Source organism: Bradyrhizobium sp. TM239, assembly GCF_036247985.1.
Taxonomy (GTDB): domain Bacteria; phylum Pseudomonadota; class Alphaproteobacteria; order Rhizobiales; family Xanthobacteraceae; genus Bradyrhizobium; species Bradyrhizobium ottawaense.
On record NZ_BTIR01000001.1, the window covers coordinates 325451 to 347322 of the forward strand.

The 21872-nt window shown below is 61.7% G+C and carries 24 protein-coding genes and 1 tRNA gene; 10 read left to right on the plus strand and 15 right to left on the minus strand.

Annotated features, from left to right (window positions below):
• Positions 1–26: 26 nt before the first annotated feature.
• From AABA84_RS01550 to AABA84_RS01585, 8 genes are all read right to left on the minus strand, one after another.
• Positions 27–455, minus strand: coding sequence for a DUF6527 family protein (locus AABA84_RS01550; RefSeq protein ID WP_338311136.1), 429 nt, complete (start codon positions 453–455; stop codon positions 27–29).
• A complete protein-coding gene (locus tag AABA84_RS01555; RefSeq protein ID WP_338311137.1) occupies positions 452–1633 on the minus strand; it encodes a ThiF family adenylyltransferase in 1182 nt (393 codons plus the stop codon). Before AABA84_RS01555 ends, AABA84_RS01550 begins: the two co-directional genes overlap by 4 nt.
• Positions 1608–2072, minus strand: coding sequence for a multiubiquitin domain-containing protein (locus AABA84_RS01560; protein WP_338311138.1), 465 nt, complete (start codon positions 2070–2072; stop codon positions 1608–1610). The genes AABA84_RS01555 and AABA84_RS01560 overlap by 26 nt, the downstream gene beginning before the upstream one ends.
• Positions 2073–2074: 2 nt before the next feature.
• Positions 2075–2281, minus strand: coding sequence for a hypothetical protein (locus tag AABA84_RS01565; protein ID WP_338311139.1), 207 nt, complete (start codon positions 2279–2281; stop codon positions 2075–2077).
• A gap of 109 nt (positions 2282–2390) precedes the next feature.
• Positions 2391–3110, minus strand: coding sequence for an ImmA/IrrE family metallo-endopeptidase (locus tag AABA84_RS01570; protein ID WP_338311141.1), 720 nt, complete (start codon positions 3108–3110; stop codon positions 2391–2393).
• 1 nt (position 3111) lies between these two features.
• Positions 3112–3450, minus strand: a complete 339-nt coding sequence (locus AABA84_RS01575; RefSeq protein WP_338311142.1) for a helix-turn-helix domain-containing protein — start codon at positions 3448–3450, stop codon at positions 3112–3114.
• 902 nt (positions 3451–4352) lie between these two features.
• Positions 4353–4427 (minus strand) — tRNA-Glu (locus tag AABA84_RS01580).
• A 239-nt stretch (positions 4428–4666) separates the two neighbouring features.
• Positions 4667–5011 carry a hypothetical protein gene (locus AABA84_RS01585; RefSeq protein ID WP_212248296.1) on the minus strand — a complete coding sequence of 115 codons (345 nt, stop codon included), beginning with the start codon at positions 5009–5011 and terminating at the stop codon, positions 4667–4669.
• On the opposite strand from AABA84_RS01585, the gene AABA84_RS01590 reads away from it, so the two are divergent.
• From AABA84_RS01590 to AABA84_RS01600, 3 genes are all read left to right on the plus strand, one after another.
• Complete coding sequence (locus AABA84_RS01590) at positions 5010–6017, plus strand: RluA family pseudouridine synthase (protein WP_338311144.1); 1008 nt, start codon at positions 5010–5012, stop codon at positions 6015–6017. The two genes, AABA84_RS01585 and AABA84_RS01590, sit on opposite strands and share 2 nt — an antisense overlap.
• Positions 6018–6236: 219 nt before the next feature.
• On the plus strand, positions 6237–7136 hold the full coding sequence (rpoH, locus tag AABA84_RS01595; RefSeq protein WP_018318222.1) for an RNA polymerase sigma factor RpoH: 900 nt from the start codon (positions 6237–6239) through the stop codon (positions 7134–7136).
• A gap of 283 nt (positions 7137–7419) precedes the next feature.
• Entirely contained in the window at positions 7420–7761 is a 342-nt protein-coding gene (locus AABA84_RS01600; RefSeq protein ID WP_106949008.1) for a hypothetical protein, read from the plus strand.
• Positions 7762–7769: 8 nt separating this feature from the next.
• Here AABA84_RS01600 and AABA84_RS01605 read toward each other — a convergent pair whose 3' ends face one another.
• The 4 genes from AABA84_RS01605 to AABA84_RS01620 form a co-directional block, all read right to left on the minus strand.
• Positions 7770–8396: a peptidoglycan recognition protein family protein gene (locus AABA84_RS01605; RefSeq protein WP_338311145.1), complete on the minus strand. Its 627-nt coding sequence runs from the start codon at positions 8394–8396 to the stop codon at positions 7770–7772.
• A 34-nt stretch (positions 8397–8430) separates the two neighbouring features.
• A complete protein-coding gene (locus AABA84_RS01610; RefSeq protein ID WP_338311146.1) occupies positions 8431–9642 on the minus strand; it encodes a GGDEF domain-containing protein in 1212 nt (403 codons plus the stop codon).
• Between the two features lie 632 nt (positions 9643–10274).
• Positions 10275–10886 carry a LysE family translocator gene (locus AABA84_RS01615; RefSeq protein ID WP_338311147.1) on the minus strand — a complete coding sequence of 204 codons (612 nt, stop codon included), beginning with the start codon at positions 10884–10886 and terminating at the stop codon, positions 10275–10277.
• A gap of 233 nt (positions 10887–11119) precedes the next feature.
• Positions 11120–11494, minus strand: coding sequence for a response regulator (locus tag AABA84_RS01620; RefSeq protein ID WP_212248300.1), 375 nt, complete (start codon positions 11492–11494; stop codon positions 11120–11122).
• Positions 11495–11611: 117 nt separating this feature from the next.
• Here AABA84_RS01620 and AABA84_RS01625 point away from each other — a divergent pair, with 117 nt between their 5' ends.
• Positions 11612–12442: an SDR family NAD(P)-dependent oxidoreductase gene (locus AABA84_RS01625; RefSeq protein WP_338311148.1), complete on the plus strand. Its 831-nt coding sequence runs from the start codon at positions 11612–11614 to the stop codon at positions 12440–12442.
• A gap of 213 nt (positions 12443–12655) precedes the next feature.
• On the opposite strand, the gene AABA84_RS01630 is transcribed toward AABA84_RS01625, so the two are convergent.
• A complete protein-coding gene (locus AABA84_RS01630) occupies positions 12656–13462 on the minus strand; it encodes a lytic murein transglycosylase (RefSeq protein ID WP_338311150.1) in 807 nt (268 codons plus the stop codon).
• Positions 13463–13696: 234 nt separating this feature from the next.
• On the opposite strand from AABA84_RS01630, the gene AABA84_RS01635 reads away from it, so the two are divergent.
• The 4 genes from AABA84_RS01635 (at position 13697) to AABA84_RS01650 (ending at position 16557) form a co-directional block, all read left to right on the plus strand.
• Positions 13697–14224: a hypothetical protein gene (locus AABA84_RS01635; RefSeq protein WP_212248302.1), complete on the plus strand. Its 528-nt coding sequence runs from the start codon at positions 13697–13699 to the stop codon at positions 14222–14224.
• 119 nt (positions 14225–14343) lie between these two features.
• A complete protein-coding gene (locus tag AABA84_RS01640; RefSeq protein WP_338311151.1) occupies positions 14344–15285 on the plus strand; it encodes an OmpA family protein in 942 nt (313 codons plus the stop codon).
• 117 nt (positions 15286–15402) lie between these two features.
• Positions 15403–15744 carry a hypothetical protein gene (locus AABA84_RS01645; protein WP_338311152.1) on the plus strand — a complete coding sequence of 114 codons (342 nt, stop codon included), beginning with the start codon at positions 15403–15405 and terminating at the stop codon, positions 15742–15744.
• A 576-nt stretch (positions 15745–16320) separates the two neighbouring features.
• Positions 16321–16557, plus strand: a complete 237-nt coding sequence (locus AABA84_RS01650; protein WP_028140470.1) for a hypothetical protein — start codon at positions 16321–16323, stop codon at positions 16555–16557.
• A gap of 18 nt (positions 16558–16575) precedes the next feature.
• Here the strand turns inward: AABA84_RS01650 and AABA84_RS01655 are convergent, their stop codons facing one another.
• Positions 16576–16956 carry a thiol-disulfide oxidoreductase DCC family protein gene (locus AABA84_RS01655; protein WP_445083397.1) on the minus strand — a complete coding sequence of 127 codons (381 nt, stop codon included), beginning with the start codon at positions 16954–16956 and terminating at the stop codon, positions 16576–16578.
• A 115-nt stretch (positions 16957–17071) separates the two neighbouring features.
• Between AABA84_RS01655 and AABA84_RS01660 the strand changes: the two genes are divergently transcribed.
• Together AABA84_RS01660 and AABA84_RS01665 are read left to right on the plus strand one after the other, a co-directional pair.
• Positions 17072–19192 (plus strand): GNAT family N-acetyltransferase, encoded by a 2121-nt coding sequence (locus AABA84_RS01660; protein WP_338311153.1) that lies wholly within the window; start codon positions 17072–17074, stop codon positions 19190–19192.
• Positions 19185–19652: a hypothetical protein gene (locus AABA84_RS01665; RefSeq protein ID WP_338311154.1), complete on the plus strand. Its 468-nt coding sequence runs from the start codon at positions 19185–19187 to the stop codon at positions 19650–19652. The genes AABA84_RS01660 and AABA84_RS01665 overlap by 8 nt, the downstream gene beginning before the upstream one ends.
• A 77-nt stretch (positions 19653–19729) precedes the next feature.
• Here the strand turns inward: AABA84_RS01665 and rpoD are convergent, their stop codons facing one another.
• Positions 19730–21871 carry an RNA polymerase sigma factor RpoD gene (rpoD, locus tag AABA84_RS01670; RefSeq protein ID WP_212248307.1) on the minus strand — a complete coding sequence of 714 codons (2142 nt, stop codon included), beginning with the start codon at positions 21869–21871 and terminating at the stop codon, positions 19730–19732.
• Between the last annotated feature and the right edge of the window lies 1 nt (position 21872).

Sequence of the window (21872 nt, forward strand, 5' to 3'; positions counted from 1 at the left end):
TGACGTCCGCGCATGCCTTTGCGGGACTAAAACAAACGCTTAAACGCCTGCCACAGGCCCTTGATTGTGTCCCAACGACGCCCCCAAATCCCCCGTTCACGCCTGTAGCGATCCGCATGGGCCTGTTGCCGCACGCGTTGATCGCTGGCGCGGTTCGCCGCGATCTGCGCAGGGGTAAAGCCCAGCGCCCAATCGATACGGTTGTCCCTGATCCAATAATGCGACTGGCAGCCCGCGCTCCAATTACCAATGGACGGATAGAAACTTACGGCCTCACCCTGAGCTTCTAGCCTCCACCGACCAGGCTTAAGAGGGGTCACGATCTTGGTGCCGCATCCGCAACAGCAGTTGTGCGCCGCCGTCGCGTATTTGCGGGAAATGTAAACAACTCCGTTGTCGAGAACTTTGGGTATGCGATCAACGAACTCGGGCCGGATAGAATCTAACTTGTTCATACAGTATCGCCCTTGGCGAGCAGGCTATTTGCGATTGTATATGAAACAAAGCGCTCCTTGCCCAGATTGAAGTAGAAGCCGCGCAGCTTCTTCCAGGCGATCACTGCGAAGCAAGCATTGAGCGCATTGAGGTCTGCGACCTGGATGTTCTTGTCGTATTCGTTATTGGCGTCATCGGTGGCGAAAGGTATTCGCGCGCGAGCGCTTTCTCGGGCATCCGGCAGGCTTAGGACACTGCGGAGCATCCCGCCAATGGAATTGCGCTTGGCATACAGGCCCATGCCGACGTCGGCGAACGGTATCCCGAGCGCCTCAAGCTTGTCCACTATCGCGCGCTTGGCAGCTCCTCCTTCCATGCAGAGGAAAACAAAGGACATGCCATTCAGCTGCTCCACGTTCGTTGCATCAATATGGAAGGGATGCGGGACAATACCGCGATGCATGTGGGCATAGATCGACGCGAAATATTCTACTTTGAGCGGCTGCTCCCGCAATTCCTCAATTGCTGGCGCGCCAGGCGCGCGAAAAGCATTGTGTGTCAGGAAGCGGTCGGCATCAAAAATGTGGATTTTCTTGACGGGCGTCTTGGCGACCATATCGAGCACGTAAGAGCCGGTCCCGCCAATCCCCACGATTGCGATCGCATCCTCCGCAAGCCTTGCGGTGATGGTGTTGATTTCTGCTCGTGCCGACGCAGTATCGAGGTAATTGAAAGGTGAGTTGTCGTCCTCGGGCTCAATGACCTTGTGGGTTTTGGCCGTGACCAAGGGGTCTATTGCCGCGACGTGCTTGCCGAGAAGGGCGATATAAGCCGTCATCTTCTCATAGTAATTCTCGTAATGCCCACACGCTGGTTTTCGCGAGAATGAGTGTTGGGCAATGAGCCCGCTCCCAAGGTCGAACGACCCGCTGGTATGCTGCAAGACAGTCAACGTGTTCCCCTGACTGTCACAGGGATATTCGCCGATGAATTTGGCCGTATGATCCTGCGGTTGCGCTGTGATATCGCCTGCAAGATCGAGGTTCGACGCGAGCGCGCCGATCGCGATCTCGCGTTTGCTGTTGACGTAGGGCACGTCACGAACAACCAGATTGCCGGCGTTCGTTACCTGAACGTTGTAGCCCTCCTTGCGTAGCCGCTGAAGGTCAGGGCTACGATCGATTGGTATGATCGACATCGAAAATGGTGCCGTGTTTCTTGACTGTTACCGTGCCCCCCGCCGGCAGGTCACCGTGATGGGGGATACTCTTCGCGTGCTCAAAGCTTACCGTGAATTCCGGGTCTTGCCCGGTTGGTAAGACCGGAAACGCGATGTTCACGAGCTCATTGAACGTCAAGACATCATGATCGACGACGACGGGGTCGGTGTTGACGATGATGATGTAATGCTTCTCGGGCGCTTCTCCGGTGTGGAAGTGCTCATCCTGTGTGAGATCGATCTTTGGACTGTCGATCCGTACCAGGTCGTCTTCCTGGTCGCCCGCGACCTCCTTGTAGAGCACCTTCCCCTCGGGGACCTGGCCGAGTTCATAAAGGTCGGCTCCCGACGTCGGGTTCGGCGAGTGCAGCGGCTTCTGATCGATGTGAATACGCACTTCGTGCTGGTGGTCCGACATACTCAGTCTCCCTTGAGAATCTTGGAGAGCGAAGCGCCCATGCGAGTGCGCAGCGTGTCGAGCCGCATGTCGCTGCGAACGCCGGCTGCAAAGTCATCCCCATAAGTCTTGCGCAGTGTTCCAACCAACGTATCGCCGCGCTTCTGGCGAATCTCGCCATCGCGGTCGCGGCAACGGTCATCAAGCCCGGTCTTGCAGTGCTTCGACATCGATATTACCTTTCTAAGCTCGGCAGCATATCCGCCGATCTGCTAATTTGCGTACCACGGCGACGAAGCAAATTCAACCCGGGGCATCTCCGGCTTCGGCGCCTGTGGATTAAAGGTTGAAAAGTGACGGACCGGCGCCTGTCGGGCCGAGAATTCCAAGCTTGATGAGGCGGATGCGGGCGGCGTCGCCGGAAACCTCGAACCCGCCCTTCACAATCTCGATCAGATCCTGTCCGTGCGGATCGCGCTCGCCGACGACACCGAACAGTCCGTGCCGCTCCAGGTAGGACCTGATGAGTTGTCGAAGCGCCGTTGCCGGCATCAGGAACGCACCGCACGCATATCCTGCCTGCCATTCCATCCAGTCGGTCTGCACGGCATCGAGCATGGTATCGCGGTAGCAGATTTGCATGTTGGCGGTAGGTTTGCGCCTTAGCAGATCGGCGCTGGGAGGCTCCATATCCCAGAGAATGGCATGAAACCGCACATGCCCATACTCATGGGCCAAGGTCGTACGAAGACGATTTTGCCGGCGCTCGTCCTCCGCCAGACGAGCCGAGATTTTGACCTGCGGCTTACGGCCGGGCTGAAAGAGGGTCAAACCCTCGACATTTGGGCCGTACGCCGAAAGATCAGCAAACTGATCGAGGGACTCTGTGTCTCGCTCGATCAGCACAGTTAGCTCGTCTGTCGAAATGGGATAGCTGACGTCGCCGCGGCGCTCTTTTAGGAAGGTGGCAATAATGCTTTCGCACTCCCGATCAAGCTCCTGCGGCTTGAAGTGCGGGCGCTGGGAAAACCTGCCAGTCTTATCCGGAACGTATCGCACCCTATCGCCGCGTCCTTCCTTTCGGCGGCCCACCTCGGAAAGCAAGCATCGCGTCAGTCACTTCTTTTTCTGTAAGGTTTCGGACTCGAACATCCTCGGGAAATCGCCCCGCTAAATAGTAGAGCCAGTCACGATTGATCCCGAGCACGTCAGCAAACTGCTGCACCATGCGGTCAGAAGATGGGCTGCGGCGATCATGTTCAATGTCATTCAGGTATTGGGGTGAGATAGCCTCTTCGTCTTCGCGCAAGATACGCGACGCCAGATCCTTGAGACTCCATCCCTTGGCCTTTCGAGCCTCGGCAATGGCGCCGCCGAAAGTCTTCTCACTCGTCCCCATAACACTCCCTTGCGCTCGCAAATGCGCTTGTGACGCTAATACGCGGATTAGCGTAGTCTCATTGTGGATTCACGTCAATTCACTCGTTGGAGTGATTGCCCACTCACTTGCCCTGACAACGGCAACGAGCCCAGCGATCGATCATCGGACATGGGCAGGCGGCCTCCCAGACAGCATGGTTCATCTCGCGGCTATGTCGCGCGGGGTATCCCGCGACGTTTGGGAGGAATACCAAGCTGTCGGTCGTTTCGTTGATGTTCCTATGCGTGCCGTTCTCACGCTCGTGAGATCGGTGGGATCTGTGCGAGCAGATCGCTTAACTGCACGTCCGCTAGTTTGACATGTTTGTGTCAAGAAGCGACAGAAGTGAGCGCACCACTACTAGTCGCCGACGTCCGATCGTTGTCGTGACGATACGTCTAGCTCCTATCAACTCGTAAAGTTTCGTGCGCCCCAAGCCGGTCACTTCGCATGCATCGCCAATCGTGCAGGTGAGCCGCTGTGTGAATGGCATCGTGCTCGGTTCTGCGGCATTCGGAGCAGATAGACTGTGTGACTGTTGTCCGCCAGTTTTCTCTCGTCGATTGTATCTCACATGGCCCTCCTATTCGCACCAGCCTCGACAGGACAAGCGTTGAATGTGCGACGAGCAACGTCAATGCGAACAGCCGAGGGCGCTCGCGTACTACAGCGCGCGTCAGCGGCGGTTTGAATATTTCCGGACACCAAGGACGACGAGGAAATTTTTAGCAAATGCGCCAGCCAAAGTGAGACATCGCGCCGAGGCTAGTCTGCTAATGTCGTCAGGCAAATTCCCCAAGCGTTCGCCGCTGTTCACCAGCGTCTTATTCAACCATTATTCAACGAACGCGGCTGATGGCTATCTAAGTGCCTGAATTTGCTGGCGCTCCCTAGGGGAATCGAACCCCTGTTTCAGCCTTGAGAGGGCCGCGTCCTAACCGCTAGACGAAGGGAGCGTGAGGGACAGGACATAGCCGCGAATTTTGCCGGCGGCAAGGTGAGATTCACGGGATTCAAATGGCCTCGGCAACGTCGTCCTGGCGAACCCTGGGGGCCATTACCCGATGGGTCTTGGTTAAGGCGAAACGGAGCTGCCAGCTGGATTCTTTAACTGAGCCCTGTGGTTATGGGTCCCGGACCAGCGCTTCGCTTGTCCGGGACGACAGCGGGATATGCCGCACGACTGCGGCCCAGCTTACGGCTCATTGGCAAATTTCAGCTTTCCGGCGGGTTTCAGCGTGTGGGCGTCGAAGGTCCTGATCTCGATGACCCCGCCGACATCCAGCGTGACCACGAGGCGGTCGCCGGCGAGGCCGGTCGAGACGATTTTGGCGCCCTTGGGCAGGATGGCGGTGACGTCACTGGCCGCCTCGGGCGCCCTTCCCTCCGACTTGAAAAGGCGGTAGCCCACCGCGATCAGCACGGCGCAGATCGCCAGCGCCGTGGTCAACCCCGCGATCAGCATCATCCGCCGCACCCGCGCGAACAGCGCGGCCTGCTCGGGGCTCGGTTCGGGAACAGCGGTATCAGTCGTCGTCATGGAAAATTCTGGCTCTGCGCAAAGGTTGGAGGTTGTCGTCGCCGGCAACGAGGGCTCGGCCCGGCTCGACCGCGTGCTGGCGGCGCACCTCACCGACCTGTCGCGATCGCGGCTGAAGGCCCTGATTTTGGCGGGCGCGGTGAGCCTGAAGGCCGCCGCGGTCCGCGACCCCGCTTATCACGTCACATCCGGCGATACGATCATAATCGACGTGCCGGAAGCGGCCCCGCCGGAGCCGAAGGGGGAGGATATCGCCCTCGATATCGTGTTCGAGGACGACGACATCATCGTCATCAACAAGCCCAAGGGGCTGGTCGTGCACCCCGCGGCCGGCCACGAGACCGGCACGCTGGTGAACGCGCTGATCGCCCATTGCGGCTCGACGCTGTCGGGCATCGGCGGGGTGCGCCGGCCCGGCATCGTGCACCGGCTCGACAAGGACACGACAGGGCTGATGGTGGTCGCCAAGAACGACCTCGCCCATGCCTCGCTGTCGGCGCAGTTCGCCGACCACGGCCGCACCGGCGAAATGCGGCGCGGCTACATGGCCTTTGCCTGGGGCGTGCCGGGGCGCCATCGCGGCACCGTCGATGCGCCGATCGACCGCCATCCGCATGCGCGCGAGAAGATGGCGGTGCGCCAGGGCGGCCGCGAGGCGGTGACGCATTGGGAGATCCTGGAGAGCTTTGCCGGGCGCGACGGCAAGCCGATCGCGACGCTGCTCGCCTGCGAGCTCGAGACCGGGCGCACCCACCAGATCCGCGTCCACCTCGCCCATATCGGCCATCCCCTGATGGGCGATGCCGTCTATGGCCCGCATTTCAAGACCAAGGCGAACCAGCTGGCGCCCTCGTCGCAGGCCGCTCTGGCCGCGCTCGGGCGGCAGGCCCTGCATGCGTATTTGCTGGTATTGGAGCACCCGAGGACCGGAGAATTACTCCACTGGGAGGCGCCTTTGCCGGAGGATTTGCTTCTCCTCCAGGGCGCCCTGAAAGCGGCGGTATGACGCAGGCTCTTTAGGAAAAGCGTTACATTACAAAAGATTATAGCTGCCACACGGGGACGTGACGTCAGCAATCCTTCCCTTTTTGCCCCCCCATGGGGTATATTGCGCCTGCGTTGGAAATGACCAACGCGGAACATCGCAGCTACGGCCGGCTTTAACAAAGCGGTCGTCTGCCTGGCCCGCCGCTATCGGGGGCCTGAACCTTTGGAGGGCTTCAGTATGGCCCGTACCGCTGCTCTGCCGGTCCTCAATGGAGAATCCGGCCTTTCCCGTTACCTCGCCGAGATCCGCAAGTTCCCGATGCTGGAACCCCAGCAGGAATACATGCTCGCCAAGCGTTGGCGCGAGCATGACGATCGCGACGCGGCGCACCAACTCGTCACCAGCCATCTCCGTCTCGTGGCCAAGATCGCCATGGGCTATCGCGGCTACGGCCTGCCGATCTCCGAGGTCGTCTCGGAAGGCAATGTCGGCCTGATGCAGGCGGTGAAACGTTTCGAGCCCGAGAAGGGATTCCGTCTCGCCACCTACGCCATGTGGTGGATCAAGGCGTCGATTCAAGAGTACATTCTGCGTTCCTGGTCGCTCGTGAAGATGGGCACCACCGCGAACCAGAAGAAGCTGTTCTTCAACCTGCGCAAGGCGAAGAGCAAGATCAACGCGCTGGACGAGGGCGATCTGCGCCCCGACCAGGTGAAGATCATTGCCAAGCGCCTCGGCGTCACGGACCAGGACGTGATCGACATGAACCGCCGCCTCGGTGGCGACGCGTCGCTCAACGCGCCGATCCGCGACGACGGCGAAGCCGGCGAATGGCAGGACTGGCTGGTCGACAATACGCCCAACCAGGAAGCCATGCTGGCCGAGCACGAGGAGTATGACGAACGCCGTGACGCGCTGAACGGCGCCATGGGCGTGCTCAACCCGCGCGAACGCCGCATCTTCGAGGCTCGCCGCCTCGCCGATGAGCCGATGACGCTGGAAGACCTCGCTGCCGAGTTCGGCGTGTCGCGCGAGCGCGTCCGCCAGATCGAGGTCCGCGCCTTCGAGAAGGTGCAGTCCGCGGTCAAGGGCACGATCGCAAGGGCGGAACAGGCCGCGCTGGAAGCCGCGCACTAAGCGGGGCTTCGCCGCGGCGAGAAATTGGCGGATCGAAAAGACGGAAAAGCCGGCGGCAACGCCGGCTTTTTTGTTTTGGGGATGGTGCATTGTTGGAGTGGTGCGAAGCGCAGCCTCACGCCCGGTGTCATCGCCCGACTTGATCGGGCGATGACGGCGATGAATGAGACGACCATCACAGTCCCTCCCGCTCGTCCGTCATAGAATCGGCCGGCCTTGAACCCGCGCTGCCGGTCGACCGACCCAAATGATCGGACCGACAGCCTCAATAGGACGCACCCCCGTGTCGATCATCCTGCAATCCACCGTCGGCGGCTTCTCAGCCCAGTTCATGCGCAAGCTGCCGCTGGTCGAGCAGGCGATGCGCGAGCACGGGCTCGAGCCCTCGGAGTTCGTGATCTCCAAGGACTATGCGTCGACCGCGACGATCCCGATCATGGGGCCGTTCTTCTTCAGTTACAGCGTGTTCTTCGGCGAGGAGACATTCACCGTCACCGAGCCGAACGACATGGTGTTCCTGGATTACTTCTTCAAGCGCGTGCTGGCTGTCGATGATCCACCGGAATTGCCGCAGCGGCCGGGATTGATGCGACGGTTCTTCGGCTGGATGGCGCAGGCGGTGTGACGCCCCCGTCACTCCCCCCACATCCGCGCCAGCGTTGCCAGCCAGCAGCCCTCGCAATAGCGCGAATCCTTGTAGTCGATCCAGTTGTGGGCATAGACGCGGTCCAGCGGGATGTCGTAGCGCGCGCGCAGCACCTTCACGAGGGTCTTCCACGCCGCGACCTGCGCCTCGGTGGGGCCGGCCGCGACGTCGGGATAATTGCCGGCGAACTCGACGCCGATCGAATTGTCGCGAACGACCTGACGGTAGGTCGCGCCGTTGTCGATGTATTTGTTGTCGTTGCGGTTGGCGCCGTCGCCGTGGGTCGGCACCAGGTTTTCCGCGACCGCCCAATAGACCGTGCCGTCGGTCTCCACCCACACGGTGACGCCGCGCCGCGTCGGGGTCTTCGACTGCTCCGCCGCGCCGCCGCGCGCCGACCCCGCCGGCCCTTCGGTCTGGTGCACGATGATGTTGCGCCAGGGTCTTGCGCTCCGGACGTCACCCCATGGCGCCAGCCAGACCATCTTCAGGCCGGGAATGTCGGGCGTACCGGAGGCGCGCGCGAGCTTTGCGAGCTCGGCATCCACGGCAGCGGCGGGGGCGGTCAGGAAGAAGACGGCGAGGGCGGCCGCGAGCAGGCGAGCGATCATCATGCGGGTCCAACGGAGCCCCAAACCTAGCATGGCCTCAGGCGAAATGGCGCGCGGTCTCGCCCCGGCCGATCGGCTCAGGCGAGAGCGGCGGCGACGGATCGTAGACGGCAAAATCGTTCTTGCCGTTCTTCTTGGCGGCATAGAGGGCATGGTCGGCATTGGCCATCAGGCGATCCGGGAATTCTCCGATGCCGCGATCCCACTGCGCGACGCCGATCGAGATCGCGATCGGGATCTCGCTGCCGGTGCAGGCCTCGGCATCCTGGCGGCAGACCTCGAGCACGCGGCGAGCGATTGCGGCGGCCTCGCGCAAGGACGAGGACGGCAGCACGACGCAGAACTCGTCGCCGCCGGTGCGGGCCAGCATGTCGCCGGGCCGCAGCCGCGTCTGCGCCATCAGGGTGAAGTGCTGCAGGCAGGCATCGCCGGCGGCATGGCCGTGGGTGTCGTTGATGGTCTTGAAGCCGTCGAGATCGATCACCAGCAGCGAGAACGGCGCGCCGCTGCGCTCCGAGCGGGCGCATTCCTCGGTCAGGCGCTGCAGCAGGTGCCGCCGGTTGGCGACGCCGGTGAGATCGTCGAGCAGCGCGAGGTCGGCGACCTCGCCCCGCAGCCGGTCCATCGCCATCAGCAGGAAGCCGAAATTGAGCGTCATCGACAGGAACAGAAGCCCCAGCACCATGACGGCATGGGTCTGGCCGCCGGCCTTTGCCGAGAGATCGTGGCCGAGCAGATTGCCGATCGTGCGGGCAATGAGGATCGCGATGATGGTGAGGATGACGATGCCGGACAGCCGCGCGCCCGGGCTGACGTGCCCTTCCGGCGGCGACAGCAGCAGGCGCAGCGCCAACACCAGCGGCAGCGCCTGACCGAGCGTGTAGCTGAGCATGCGCAGCTGCATGTGCTCGAAGCCGACCATGAAGATCACGACGCCGGCAAGGCTCAAGCCTCCCGTCGCCGTCATCAGGCGCCACGAGACCGGCCGGCCATAGAAGCGCTGAATGCCCATGGCGGCGAGGCAGCTCGCGGCGATGACACCGGCAGCGCCAAGCAGAAGCGGAAGAGGAGAGGCGACGAACAGGCGGATCAGCGCCGTCATCGCCCCGATCGCGCCGACGAAGGACGATGCCATCCAGAACCGCGCGGCGGCGAATTTCGGATAGGAGCGCGTCACGTAGGCCCAGATCACGCCGAGCGCCAGGAAGTTGACGACGAAGACGGTCCAGAGCGTCGGTACGTTCAGCATGACGCGCGCGGCATGCGCAGCGTCGCGCCCCCCGTCCCTGGCAGCCGTCCGTCCATGACCCATCCCCGTTTTCTTGCGGAGAAGAATGCGGCCCTCGCGCTTAATGGAGTCTCACCGCAATCCGGCAAAACGCGCCTTTGGTTTTGGATTCATGAACGGCGCCGCTTGCGTTGTCGGATCGTTAGGGATGTCGGCGGTGATGCTGCTTCGATGCCGCGATGCGGATTCGCGCACCAAAATCACCCGAAAATGCATCTGAGCTGTGGATAACGCGATGACACCGATGTGACAGCGCGGGGCAGAGACCTGCGAATCTGCTGAGTTTGTCGTCGAGGATGTTGCGAGGCTGGCCCTCCGCCGAGCATCCCTCGTGTCGCGTTTCACCATTAACCCTGAAGAGGATCCTATGGCTAAGAAAGCGAAGAAGGCGACGAAGAAGAAGGCGAAGAAGGCCAAGAAGGCGAAGAAGAAGTAACGAGGCTTCTGTTTCTTTGCCCGGGTGGAGCCTCGCTCCGCCCGGGCTTCGGGTGATGATGGAAGAGGTTGACGGTGGCGGGCGCAAGGCCCGCTTTTTTATTGGCTGAGTGTTGAAGACGCGGACGCTCCCACACCTTCGAGAGGGAAAGAAGAAGCTACCTCTCCGCGAACGCCAGCTTGGCGCCGAGCGCGGCGAAACCGGCGGCGAAGCTGCGGCGCAGCCAGGCCATGACGGGCGGGCGGGAGATGACGTGCTCGCGCACCGAGGCGGCGCAGAGGCCGTAGACCACGAACACCGCAAGGGTCATCGCCATGAAAGCGCCGCTCAACTCCAGCATGCGCGCCAGCACATGGGTCTCGTCCGCGGCGATGAACTGCGGCAGGAAGGCGAGGAAGAAGATCGACAGCTTCGGATTGAGGATGTTGATCAGAAAGCCGGTGACGATGACGCGGCCGACCGAACGCTCGCGGATCTCGCCCTCGACCGCCAGCGCACCTTGTTCGCGCAGCGCCTGCCAGGACATGTAGAGCAGATAGAGCACCCCGCCCCATTTCAGCGCGGCAAAGGCGAGCGCGCTGGTGTGGAGCACGGCGGCGAGCCCGAGCATCGCCGCCATCATGTGCGGCACGATCCCGAGCGTGCAGCCGAAGGCGGCGGCAAGGCTGGCACGCGAGCCGCGCGTCAGCGCGGCGGCCAGTGTGTAGAGCACGCCGGTGCCGGGGGAAGCGACGACGATGAGCGAGGTGAGCAGGAAGGACCAGGTCATGGGCCAACGCTATCACCCGGCATCACGGCGGGGAAGCCGGGCCTTGGACCTTCAGGTTCTCATTCCGTCACCCCCGCGCAACGGCGGAGCCGTTGTCGCTGGAGGTGCTCGCCTCTTCGGCGAGCCTCGAAGGGCGACGGCCCGGCTGCAGCTCGGCCGTGCATCCTTCGAGGCTCCCGATGGGGCGCTGAGCGCCCCATCACTCGCGCCTCAGGATGACGGATTGAGAGTAGTCAGGCCAGTTGCGCGAGCTCGGCTTCGCGCAGCACGTCGAGTGGCGCCCAGGGTTTGGCCCAGAACTTTGCGCCGTCGGGCAAGGGCTGCCTCAACGGACGGCCGGAGGTGACGACGACGTCGAGCTTGGGATTGCGGTCCTTGGCGAGGTGCGCGAGCTCGACGCCGGTCATGCGCCCCGCGAGCTGGACGTCGGTCATCATCAGGCAGAGCGCGCCGGCGCTCTTGTCGAGGACGCGCTCGGCGGCCTCGGCGCTTTCGCACTGGATGACCTGATAGCCGCTCTCTTCGAGCAGGAGACAAAGCATCTCTCGCTGCATGACGTCGTCCTCAACGACCAGCGCAGTCGCGCGGAATGGTTGTGCTTGTCCCATCAGCGTCTCCCATTGCTTGCGTAACGTAAGTTAAGGAGCCAATGCGCGAACGGTTCGGTTCCATTCTGAAAAAATGTAAAGCATAGTTCCCGCACCAGGGGCTTGACGGGGAACATCATGACAGCGATTCGCGGCGCCGCCGCCATCACGGGAGCCGCCAGCGGCATCGGCCGCGCGCTGGCCATCGAGCTTGCGCAGCGCGGCTGCGATCTTGCGCTGGCCGATCGCGACGAGGCCGGGCTGAAGGCGCTGGCAGCCGAGATCGGGGCAGCCCGCAAGGTCAGCGTCCACCGCGTCGACGTCGGCGAACCCGACGACATCGCGCAGTTCGCGAACGAGGCGACCACCGCGCATCCCGCGCTCGGCATCGTCGTCAACAATGCCGGCGTGGCGCTGATGGGCTCGTTCGAGGAGATCGACCAGGCGCAGATGGATTGGCTGTTCGACATCAATTTCTGGGGCGTGGTGCACGGCACGCGCGCCTTCCTGCCGCATCTGAAGACGAGGCCCGAGGCGCATATCGTCAACCTCTCCTCGATCTTCGGCATCATCGCGCCGCCGGGGCAATCGGCCTATGCGGCGGCGAAATTCGCGGTGCGCGGCTTCTCCGAGAGCGTGCGGCACGAGCTTGCGGTGGCGGGCAGCCCGGTCAGGCTGTCGGTCGTGCATCCCGGCGGCGTCGCCACCGCCATCGCGCGCAACTCCCGCACCGGGGTCGGCGTCACCGACAATGCCCGCCGCGCGCAATCGATCGAGCGGTTCGAGAACGCGGCAAGGACCACGCCGAAAGACGCCGCGCTGCGCATCATCAAGGGTATCGAAAAGAACGAGCCCCGCATCCTGATCGGCAACGACGCCCGCTTCATGGACCTGTTGCAGCGCTTCCGCCCGGGGACCTATTGGGCGCCGCTGCAGCGGCGGCTGGAGAAGATGGCGAAGGGGACGTGAATTCGTAGGATGGGTAGAGCGCAGCGAAACCCATCATGTTTCCGCAAAGAGAGTACGCGATGGGTTTCGCTGCGCTCTACCCATCCTACAAACGACAAGCTGCGCCGTCGTCGGGTGGGCAAAGCGGAGCGTGCCCACGACTTCCGACGACGGATGGAAATGGTGGGCACGGCGCTTTGCGCCTTTGCCCACCCTACGAGACTGCGTGTGTCGTTACTGCCCCGCCAGCCGGTCGGCGAAATAGCCGATTGTCTTGCGATACACCACCGCCCTGTTCCACTCGCGCATCGCTTCGAAATTGGCGGTGCCTTCGCCGTAGGGCTGGCCCATCTTGAAGCCGTTGGTGTGGAGCAGATTCGCGGTCGAGGCGAGCACGTCGGGGACGCTGTGGCGGAGGTCGACATGGCCGTCGCCGTCGAAATCGACGCCGTATTTGATGTAGGACGACGGCAGGAACTGGGTCTGGCCGATCTCGCCGGCAAAGGCGCCGATCAGGTCGCGCAGCGGCAGGTCGCCGCGCTGCACGATCTTCAGCGCAGCGAGCAGCTCGCCCTGAAACAGATCGGTGCGGCGGCAATCATGCGCCAGCGTCGCCAGCGTACGCACCACCGGCATCTTGCCGATGTCGCCCTTGCCGAAATCGCTCTCCAAGCCCCAGATCGCGACCAGGATAGTGCGGGGCACGCCGAACTGCTGCTCGATGCGCGAGAGCAGCGCGGCGTGGCGCTGTAGCAGCGCGCGGCCGCCATTGATGCGGCCGGGGCCGACGCGGGTCGAGACGTACTGCTCAAAGCTCTTGTTGAAGGTGTGGCGCTGGCGCCGATCGAAGGCGAGCACCGCGCCATCGGGAGTGACGCCGCTGAGCGCCGCGCTGGTCACGCTTGCCGAGACGCCGGCCGCTTGCGCTTCCTGGGCCATGCTGGCGACGAAGCTGTTGAAGTCGCCGCCGCAGCGCGCGGCCTGCGCCGATCCGCCGGCCAGACAAAGGACGGACGCGGCGGCGAGAAGCAGTCTCAACATGTGGAGCAATCCCCTGAAAAAACCTAGCTGCGAAGCAGCGCGCGGATCATGCCCGGGAAAGCTGCGAGCGTCAAAGCGCAAGGCTTGAAAGCACAAGGCTTGAAGGCTCAAGGCTTGAAGGCTCAAGGCTTGAAAGCGCAAGACTTGAATCAGAAGGCTTGATCCGCATCAAACTGTCTCACGTCCCGCTTCCTAGATTGCAGCGAGCAGGAGAGTCGCCCAGGAGACGCGTCCATGACCGGAATTACCTTGACCGCCGAGCAGATCCGCAATGCCCCCGCAGCGGTGCGGCAATGGATCGAGCAGGAGGTCATCACCTCGCTCGGCCTTGCGCCGCGCGCGCCCGTGACCATCCCGCCCCAGGCCTCCCATCTCGTCGCCTGCAGCGTGGAGGACGTCGCCGGCGTGCTCGAGCACATCAGGGGCGTGCTTCCGGCCGTGAACGTGCTGCTCGAGCTCGGCCGTCCCGGCATCAGCTTCGGCCAACCCGCGGTGATGACGTTCCGCCTGATGGACATCCTGCATCACACCCGCCTGCCCGACATCGGCGGGGTCATGACGTGCCTGGAGATGATCAACCAGGCGCTGATCGAGGTGAAGAAGGACCCCTCGGTGCGGTTCTGCGGCTTCGACAATGAAGGCCACTGCCTGATCGCGCCGCAGACGCAAGTGAGCATCGCAACGCTGTGGCAGACCATGATGGAACGGCAGCAGGCGGCGCAGGAGCGTGCGGCCGTCGGCCGGGCCACACCTGCGGCCTGAGGCGGCGGCGCGATTTCCGGGACATTCGAACCGGGAATGGTTCGTCGGTTAGAACCGGCAGGACGGCGCGCGAGACTAACGTCTTGCGTCCCGTCCCCCGCAACCGACAGAGAGTGCCGATGTCCGCTCCGCAGACCATCCCGGGAATGCTCGTCCTTGCCGCCCTGCTCGTCCTGAACGCGATCCCCGCCTCCGCACAGACGCGCGACGTGGCGGGCGCGCGCGACTATCCCGGTATCGGCCGGTTCGCCGGCAGCGTCGTCACCGGCTATGTGGTGAAGGATTTTGACGCGACGCGGATGCAGGCCGCGGCCTTCAAAGATGGCCAGCCAACCGATGCGCGGCAGCTCGAAGGCCGCATCGTCCGCATCGCCTATCGCACCAACCCCGGTCCCTCGATCCTGGAGGTGTCGCGCAATTTCGAGACGCAGCTCGCCAAGACCGGCTTCGAGACCTTGCTCGCCTGCGACACCGACGCCTGCGGCGCCATCCCCTTCACCGAGAGCATCGACACGCTGCCGGTGCCGCAGATGTGGGTCGACGGTTTCAACTACCGCTATTTTGCCGGCCGCAAGGCCGAGGGCGGACGCGAGATTTATGCCAGCGTCATCGTCAGCCAGAACAACCAGGACATCACCGCGCAGGTCACGATCGCCGAGCTCGGGGCCATCGCGAACAAGATGGTCGATGCCGCCGCGATGGCGAAGGGTCTTGGCGAGACCGGCCACATCGCGCTCTACGGCATCTATTTCGACACCGACAAGGCGGTGCTGAAACCGGAAAGCCGGCCGACGCTGGAGCAGATCGCCAAGCTGCTCGCGAGCCAGCCGCAGCTGAGCGTCTTCATCGTCGGCCACACCGACAGCCAGGGCGCCTTTGAGTACAATCTCGATTTGTCGAAGCGCCGCGCGGAGGCGGTGGCCGCCGAGTTGGTGAAGAGCTTTCGGATCGTGCCGACACGCCTGCGCACCGCCGGCGTCGGATTGCTCGCGCCGGTCGGCCCGAACGCGACGGATGCCGGCCGCGCGCTCAATCGGCGCGTGGAGCTGGTGGCGCCGTGAGACGTCGCGCCGGAGTTTGATGCGGGTCAACATCGCAGCACGGACGGCGTGAGATGGATGGCTGCAGACATCCTCTCTCGTCATTCCCGGGCGCGACAAAGTCTGAGGCAACAAGCCATGCCCGACCAGCAGAACAAGCCGGCCCCTTCCGTGCTCCTGCGCATCCCCCTGTTCCGCCTGCTCGCCATCAACCTCGCGATCGGCGCCTGCGCCGCGACGCTCCTCGTCGGCGGGCTGCTTTGGCTCAACCCCGGGCACCTGCGCGAGCTGATCTTCGCCGACAATTCGCCCGGCATTGCGCTCGCGCTGCTGCTCGCCTCCTTCCTCATCACCTTCGGCTCGGCCGCGATGGGCAGCGCGATCATGGCGCAGGGGCGCAAGGAGGACAGCGGCAAGAGCGGCGGACATGGATCGCGACTCGCCGTGCAGGAAGTGGCGCAGCGCACGCGCACACGTTGAGACATCAGCGCGACGATGGAACTCGCTTTTGCAGAGCGGGATCACACTGTCTGCACGCCGGCGGGAAGACATGCAGGTTGGCGCGCCTTCCGACACAGCACGGCACTCGCACTGCGTTGCGAGAGCCGGGAAGATGAACAAATTGGTTTGACGGTCCAAGCAATTAATTCGATGTGGATCGAAACCACATGTCGCAACCAGCGCATATCTGATCCGCTGGCTGCGACACCAACGCCGTCACGATTCGCCTTGCCATCGCATGGCGCTTTCTATAGCCTTCTATTTTAGGTTGTCGCCCCGCCAGCCCCGGGCGACGCTGAAGACCAGAAATAAACGGCGGGCTTCGGCCCGCCGTTTATTGAGGCAAGGGTCCGAGGCCAAGGGTCCGAGGCAGGATCTGAGACATGATCTGAGACATGGGTCCCTCGCAGGGGCGCAACCGGCGCCTGGCCCCCTCTCCGCAGCCGGATTTCATCCATCAGCCGCATCGAGCCCAGCCGCGTCCGGGGTCGCGGCTGACGTCGATAAGTGCTGAAGTTATTTGACTGCGGCCCCCTGATCGACGAAAAGCCGGCCATGGCCAAGAAACCCGGAACCAATCCCAAAGGCGAATTCGCCTTCTTCAACGTCTTCTATGAAGACGATTCCCAGCGCTCCAACCGCCGCGTGCCTAGCGAATTGCTCGGCGGCCTCGACGGCGACGAACCCGCGCGCAACTTCATCATGGAGCAGGACCGCGAGATCGCCGAAAAATCCGGCCGCCCGGCGCTCGAGATCAAGCGGATCGAGCGGGTCGGGGTGAAGAAGAAGTAGGACGACATCAGCAGGCGCTCACCAGCGCCCGCTCCTCTTATTCCAGGCAAACAGCAGATCGGCAAACCGGTCATAAAAGAACCGCGTGGACGGCAGCGCCACGCGATTGCCGAACAGCCCCGCAAGCCATCCCTCCCCCGGCGTCAGCCTCCACAACGCGATCGCAACGTCCGCACCGACGATGAGCCGGCCGGCCTCATCGGTCGCATGCAGACGGCGCCTGATGTCGTCGAGCGAAGCGCCAAAGTGCGCCAGCGCATCGGGCTGCTCGTTGATGTCCTTGAACTCGATCGTGCCCGCGCGCACCAGCGCCAGCAGCTTGTTGCGCTGCAAGTCGATGCCGGCGTCACAGACGGGGCAGCGGGTGTTGTAGTAGACGGTGAGGTGGGCCGGCATCATCGAAGCATAGGTGTCGACCCTCGCGACGTCGAGGCTGAAGCCAACCGCCTGGAATTCCTTGCCATCCAACAAAAAAGAGAGGAAACAAGGAACGTCAACGCAGGGTAGCACCTTTATGGCAAAGCACTTTTTTATTCGACGAGATTTTGCAGATATCTCTCCGTTCCTGGATTTTATAAGAGCGCAAGCAGACCGTGAGCGCGATGCGCTGGGCTTCTTGCCGCAACCCGCGTATGCGGAAGCCGCTCGGCAACGTAAACTAATACTTTTGGTCGTACAGGACGGAGATGAAACGTCTTATGCCGGCCACATACTCTTCGGTGGAATTTTTCCAATCCTGCGTGTCCGACAAATTGCTATAGCCCCGCGCTACAGACGACACCAGCATGCAAGCACATTACTTAGAACACTTATCGCTCAAGGCGAAAATGAAGGCTATCTGAATATAGTCGCGAATGTTGCCACAGACTTGACGGGCGCTAATTCGTTCTACGAAAAGCACGGCTTCGTTTCCTCTCGCCTGAAAGCTGGCGGCAAGACTCGAAACAGAAAAATCAATGTGCGAATACTTCAACTAGATACGCCGAGCCTAATCTCTTACATGGTAGATTCCAAGGTAGCGACAGCCGTCGAGATGCTCCCACGGAAGAGGTCTCCGGAAATCCCCATCTATGCGATCGATCTCAACGTATTCTTTGATGCGGTGAAGGACCGAGCGCGTTCACAAGATGCGATTGCGGTGTTTGAAGCTGCGCTCAAGCACCAGATCAGAGTTGCAGCCAGTCACGAGCTTTTTGCTGAACTCAAGCGAAAGTCGAATAATCCAACTAATGATCCGATTCTGTCCCTAGCGAAAACAATTCCCACGTTGCCCGTGCAGGATAAAGCGAAAATCGAGAGCTTAAAGCCTCACATTGCCCCCCTTGTCTTCCCCGAGCGATCAGCAGCAGGCAAGCTAAAATCGACGGACGAGTCAGACATCGCACATTTGGCCCATGCCGTGGCGGCAGGCGTATCTGGTTACATAACAAGCGATGAGAAGGTTCTGGCAGCTCGCGACCGCTTGATGAAGAATTTCAGCTTGGACGTGATTGGCCTATCAGAATTCGTCCACCTTCTTGACTTGCCTAACGAGATCGCGCCCGCACCATCCAAATCAACGAAGGGCTTTCGTATTCAGACGCCCACGATCGAAGAGGTGACCACGTTTCTCAAACGTGAAGGCGTCTCGACTGAGGGATACATCAGCATTTCTAAATGTCGACGTTCTGCGGTTTTTGACAATCAGGGATTGGTTGCGGTCAGTCTCCTTGATCCAGCTCCTGCTTTGGAGCGACCAACCCATAGCGTTGTTTGCGTTCATCAAGAGCATCCGTTTTCATCGACAGTTGCAGACTTCCTCATCTCAGAACAAGTGCAACTCTGCTCGACAAGTGGAGCATGCAGCCTGCTCCTAATGGACATATCTTCACAGCCAATCACACGAAGGATCGCGCTGGGGCAGGGATTTCAGCAAGCGCATGAGCAATCAGGCCTCTTCAAAGTTTCACTAGGCACCCCCATCACAAACACGACGTGGACCGATGCTAGATTAGTCATCGAGCGCCTTTCAGGCATGACCCTTCAAGAGAAGTGTCCTAGATATGACAAACCGGAAGTAACCGTCTCAATCAACAGCACACCTAGAACGATGGGGCTTTTCGAGCTCGAAACCCTTCTGTCCCCCACCCTCTTAGCCCTACCTCAACGCAAAGCGGTCGTCGTTCCAATTACTCCCACCTTTGCCGCAGATCTCCTCGGCACCGACGCTCAGTATACGTTTCTGGATGTTCCGGAAGCGCAATTCTTATTTCGCCGGACTTATTTCAACACAGTCAGAGCTGCACGTGCTATGATTCGAGGATCGATTATCGCGTTCTACGAATCTTCAAGAGGCGGAAAGGGACGCGGAGCGATTGTTGCTTTGGGACGGATTGTGGACGTGACTTCGATCCCCGCCAACAACGCACCGGAGCTTCTTCAACGAGGTGGCGTCGTTGACGACATTGAAGCCTTGACTAAATCCGATAGAATTCTTGCGACAACATTCGACAACCTCCTCGTACTGAACAAACCCGTCTCATTTAAAAAACTGCGCGAGCTAGGTTGCGTCAGTGGAGCAAACTTTGTGTCTGCGACGCCGATAACGGCCAAACAGTTAGTTTCAATTGTTCAGGCCGGATTTTCCGATGACTGACGCGAACGAAATTTTGATTTCGCTGAAACCGCGACACGCGGAAAGCATCTTTGGTGGGACAAAGACCGTTGAGCTAAGAAAGAGGCGGCTCAACGTAGAGCCTGGTTGCCGGATTTGGATCTATGCAACGATTCCGACAGCGGCAATTCGGGGTTATGCACGCCTCGACCGAATAGAGGCCGCGCCTCCATCGCAACTCTGGAAGAAATTGGGGTCAAAGACCGGCGTATCACGCGAAGAATTCGAGACATATTTTCAGGGCTGCAAGGTCGCATATGGCTTAGTTCTAGCGGACGTAATGGAAATGGAAGCACCTTTACCGCTCGCCAGAATTCGGGAGACTATCGACGACTTTCATCCTCCCCAATTCTATTGCCACCTCAATGGCGCAAGAAGATCGATGCGCCTCTCGCGCCGAAAGTATAGGCCGATTGAGAAGCAGATGAGCCTCTTTGCCTGACTGAACTCCTCCAACGGATAGACACAAACAAAAACGGCGGGCCTTGGCCCGCCGCTTTCGTTTGATGAATGTCCGGATCAATTATCCAAGAAGCTCCGCAGCTTCCTTGACCGCGACGGATGCTTCAACTTCCGGAGCGCCTTCGCTTCGATCTGGCGAATACGCTCTCTCGTCACCGAGAACTGCTGGCCGACTTCTTCCAGCGTGTGGTCGGTGTTCATGCCGATGCCGAAGCGCATGCGCAGGACGCGCTCTTCGCGCGGGGTGAGCGAGGCCAGGACGCGCGTGGTGGTTTCGCGCAGGTTGGACTGGATCGCGGCGTCGATGGGCAGGATCGCGTTCTTGTCCTCGATGAAATCGCCGAGGTGTGAATCCTCTTCGTCACCGACGGGCGTCTCCAGCGACAGCGGCTCCTTGGCGATCTTGAGGACTTTTCGCACCTTCTCCAGCGGCATGCCGAGCTTCTCGGCGAGCTCTTCGGGGGTCGGCTCGCGGCCGATCTCGTTGAGCATCTGGCGGGACGTGCGCACGATCTTGTTGATCGTCTCGATCATGTGCACGGGGATGCGGATGGTGCGGGCCTGGTCGGCGATCGAGCGGGTGATCGCCTGCCGGATCCACCACGTCGCGTAGGTCGAGAACTTGTAGCCGCGGCGGTACTCGAACTTGTCCACCGCCTTCATCAGGCCGATGTTGCCTTCCTGGATCAGGTCGAGGAACTGCAGGCCGCGGTTGGTGTACTTCTTCGCAATCGAGATCACGAGACGGAGGTTGGCTTCCACCATTTCCTTCTTCGCCTGACGTGCTTCGCGCTCGCCCTTCTGCACGGAGTGCACGATCTTGCGGAACTCGACGATCTCGAGGCCGGTCAACGCGGCGAGCTGATGCACCTCGTGACGCAGGTCCTTGATGCGGTCCTTCTCGTGATGGACGAAGTTCTTCCAGCCCTTGGCCGAGAGCTTCGAAACGCGGTTGAGCCAGCGCGGATCGAGCTCCGAGCCGGTGTAGTTGCGCAAAAAGTCCTCGCGCGCGACGCCGTGGCTGTCGGCAAGGCGCATCAGGCGGCCCTCGTGCGAAACGAGGCGCTTGTTGATGTCGTAGAGCTGCTCGACGAGCGAGTCGATACGCGCCTGGTTGAGGCGCAGCGACTTCACCTCGACGATGATCTCGTCCTTCAGCTTCTTGTACTTGCGCTCCTGGTGCGGCGAGAGCGACTCGTTCTGGAGCTGGTTCTGGATGTCCTGCTCCTGAAGCTTGCGCAGCTTCTTGTAGCTGTCGGCGATCTTGTCGAAGATCTCGACCACCTTCGGCTTCAGCTCGGCCTCGATGGCCGCGAGCGACATCTGGTTCTCGAACTCGTCGTCGTCCATGTCGGACTCGGCCGCGGCCTCGCCCGGATCCTTCTCCTCGCCGGCCTCAGCGCCGCCCGGCGCAGGTGCGGCACGGAACGGGGTCGGCGACGGCGGCGCGGCGGGCGGAGCGACATGCGCGGGGGCGCCGGTCGCAGCGGCGGCCTGGCCCTCGGCGGGCGCTTCACCGTTCTCGCCGGTGGGACCTGCGATCATCGCATTGTTCATGCCGGCCTTGGCGTCGGGACCGGCATAGGTGGCTTCGAGATCGATGATGTCGCGGAGGAAGATCTTGCCTTCGTTGAGCTCGTCGCGCCAGATGATGATGGCCTGGAAGGTCAGCGGGCTTTCGCACAGCCCTGCGATCATCGCCTCGCGGCCGGCCTCGATGCGCTTGGCGATGGCGATTTCGCCTTCGCGGGACAAGAGCTCGACCGTGCCCATCTCGCGCAGATACATGCGCACGGGATCGTCGGTGCGCTCGCCCGGCTCGCTCTTCTTGACCTCGGTGACGGCCTTCTGGGTGACCTCGACGAGCTCGTTGTCGGTCTCGTCCTCGCCGCCCTCGTCCTTGTCGTCCTCGCCTTCGCTATCGTCGGCTTCGGTGACGTTGATGCCCATGTCGGAGAGCATCGACATGATGTCCTCGATCTGTTCGGGCGAGGTCTGGTCGGACGGCAAGACTTCGTTGAGCTGATCGAAGGTCACGAAGCCGCGCTTCTTGGCCTGCTTGATCATCTTCTTTACGGCGGCGTCGGACAGGTCGAGCAACGGCGAGGGCGCGTCCTGGGAATCCTTTTCCGGCGCGTCCGCTGCCTTGTCGTCTTTTTCCTTGTCCTTCGCCTGCAGCGTCTTTGCCTTGGTGGCCATC

Excerpts from the sequence above, each read along its gene's own strand:
- AABA84_RS01585 (WP_212248296.1), bottom strand. The coding sequence starts at position 5,011 with ATGACGACGACTGATACCGCTGTTCCCGAACCGAGCCCCGAGCAGGCC.
- AABA84_RS01590 (WP_338311144.1), top strand. The coding sequence starts at position 5,010 with ATGGAAAATTCTGGCTCTGCGCAAAGGTTGGAGGTTGTCGTCGCCGGC.
- AABA84_RS01620 (WP_212248300.1), bottom strand. The coding sequence starts at position 11,494 with ATGGGACAAGCACAACCATTCCGCGCGACTGCGCTGGTCGTTGAGGAC.
- rpoD (WP_212248307.1), bottom strand. The coding sequence starts at position 21,871 with ATGGCCACCAAGGCAAAGACGCTGCAGGCGAAGGACAAGGAAAAAGAC.
- AABA84_RS01635 (WP_212248302.1), top strand. The coding sequence starts at position 13,697 with ATGACCGGAATTACCTTGACCGCCGAGCAGATCCGCAATGCCCCCGCA.
- AABA84_RS01565 (WP_338311139.1), bottom strand. The coding sequence starts at position 2,281 with ATGTCGAAGCACTGCAAGACCGGGCTTGATGACCGTTGCCGCGACCGC.
- AABA84_RS01605 (WP_338311145.1), bottom strand. The coding sequence starts at position 8,396 with ATGATGATCGCTCGCCTGCTCGCGGCCGCCCTCGCCGTCTTCTTCCTG.
- AABA84_RS01575 (WP_338311142.1), bottom strand. The coding sequence starts at position 3,450 with ATGGGGACGAGTGAGAAGACTTTCGGCGGCGCCATTGCCGAGGCTCGA.
- AABA84_RS01625 (WP_338311148.1), top strand. The coding sequence starts at position 11,612 with ATGACAGCGATTCGCGGCGCCGCCGCCATCACGGGAGCCGCCAGCGGC.
- AABA84_RS01550 (WP_338311136.1), bottom strand. The coding sequence starts at position 455 with ATGAACAAGTTAGATTCTATCCGGCCCGAGTTCGTTGATCGCATACCC.
- AABA84_RS01655 (WP_445083397.1), bottom strand. The coding sequence starts at position 16,956 with ATGATGCCGGCCCACCTCACCGTCTACTACAACACCCGCTGCCCCGTC.
- AABA84_RS01650 (WP_028140470.1), top strand. The coding sequence starts at position 16,321 with ATGGCCAAGAAACCCGGAACCAATCCCAAAGGCGAATTCGCCTTCTTC.
- AABA84_RS01630 (WP_338311150.1), bottom strand. The coding sequence starts at position 13,462 with ATGTTGAGACTGCTTCTCGCCGCCGCGTCCGTCCTTTGTCTGGCCGGC.
- AABA84_RS01660 (WP_338311153.1), top strand. The coding sequence starts at position 17,072 with ATGGCAAAGCACTTTTTTATTCGACGAGATTTTGCAGATATCTCTCCG.
- AABA84_RS01615 (WP_338311147.1), bottom strand. The coding sequence starts at position 10,886 with ATGACCTGGTCCTTCCTGCTCACCTCGCTCATCGTCGTCGCTTCCCCC.
- AABA84_RS01560 (WP_338311138.1), bottom strand. The coding sequence starts at position 2,072 with ATGTCGGACCACCAGCACGAAGTGCGTATTCACATCGATCAGAAGCCG.
- AABA84_RS01640 (WP_338311151.1), top strand. The coding sequence starts at position 14,344 with ATGTCCGCTCCGCAGACCATCCCGGGAATGCTCGTCCTTGCCGCCCTG.
- AABA84_RS01555 (WP_338311137.1), bottom strand. The coding sequence starts at position 1,633 with ATGTCGATCATACCAATCGATCGTAGCCCTGACCTTCAGCGGCTACGC.
- AABA84_RS01645 (WP_338311152.1), top strand. The coding sequence starts at position 15,403 with ATGCCCGACCAGCAGAACAAGCCGGCCCCTTCCGTGCTCCTGCGCATC.
- AABA84_RS01610 (WP_338311146.1), bottom strand. The coding sequence starts at position 9,642 with ATGCTGAACGTACCGACGCTCTGGACCGTCTTCGTCGTCAACTTCCTG.
- rpoH (WP_018318222.1), top strand. The coding sequence starts at position 6,237 with ATGGCCCGTACCGCTGCTCTGCCGGTCCTCAATGGAGAATCCGGCCTT.
- AABA84_RS01665 (WP_338311154.1), top strand. The coding sequence starts at position 19,185 with ATGACTGACGCGAACGAAATTTTGATTTCGCTGAAACCGCGACACGCG.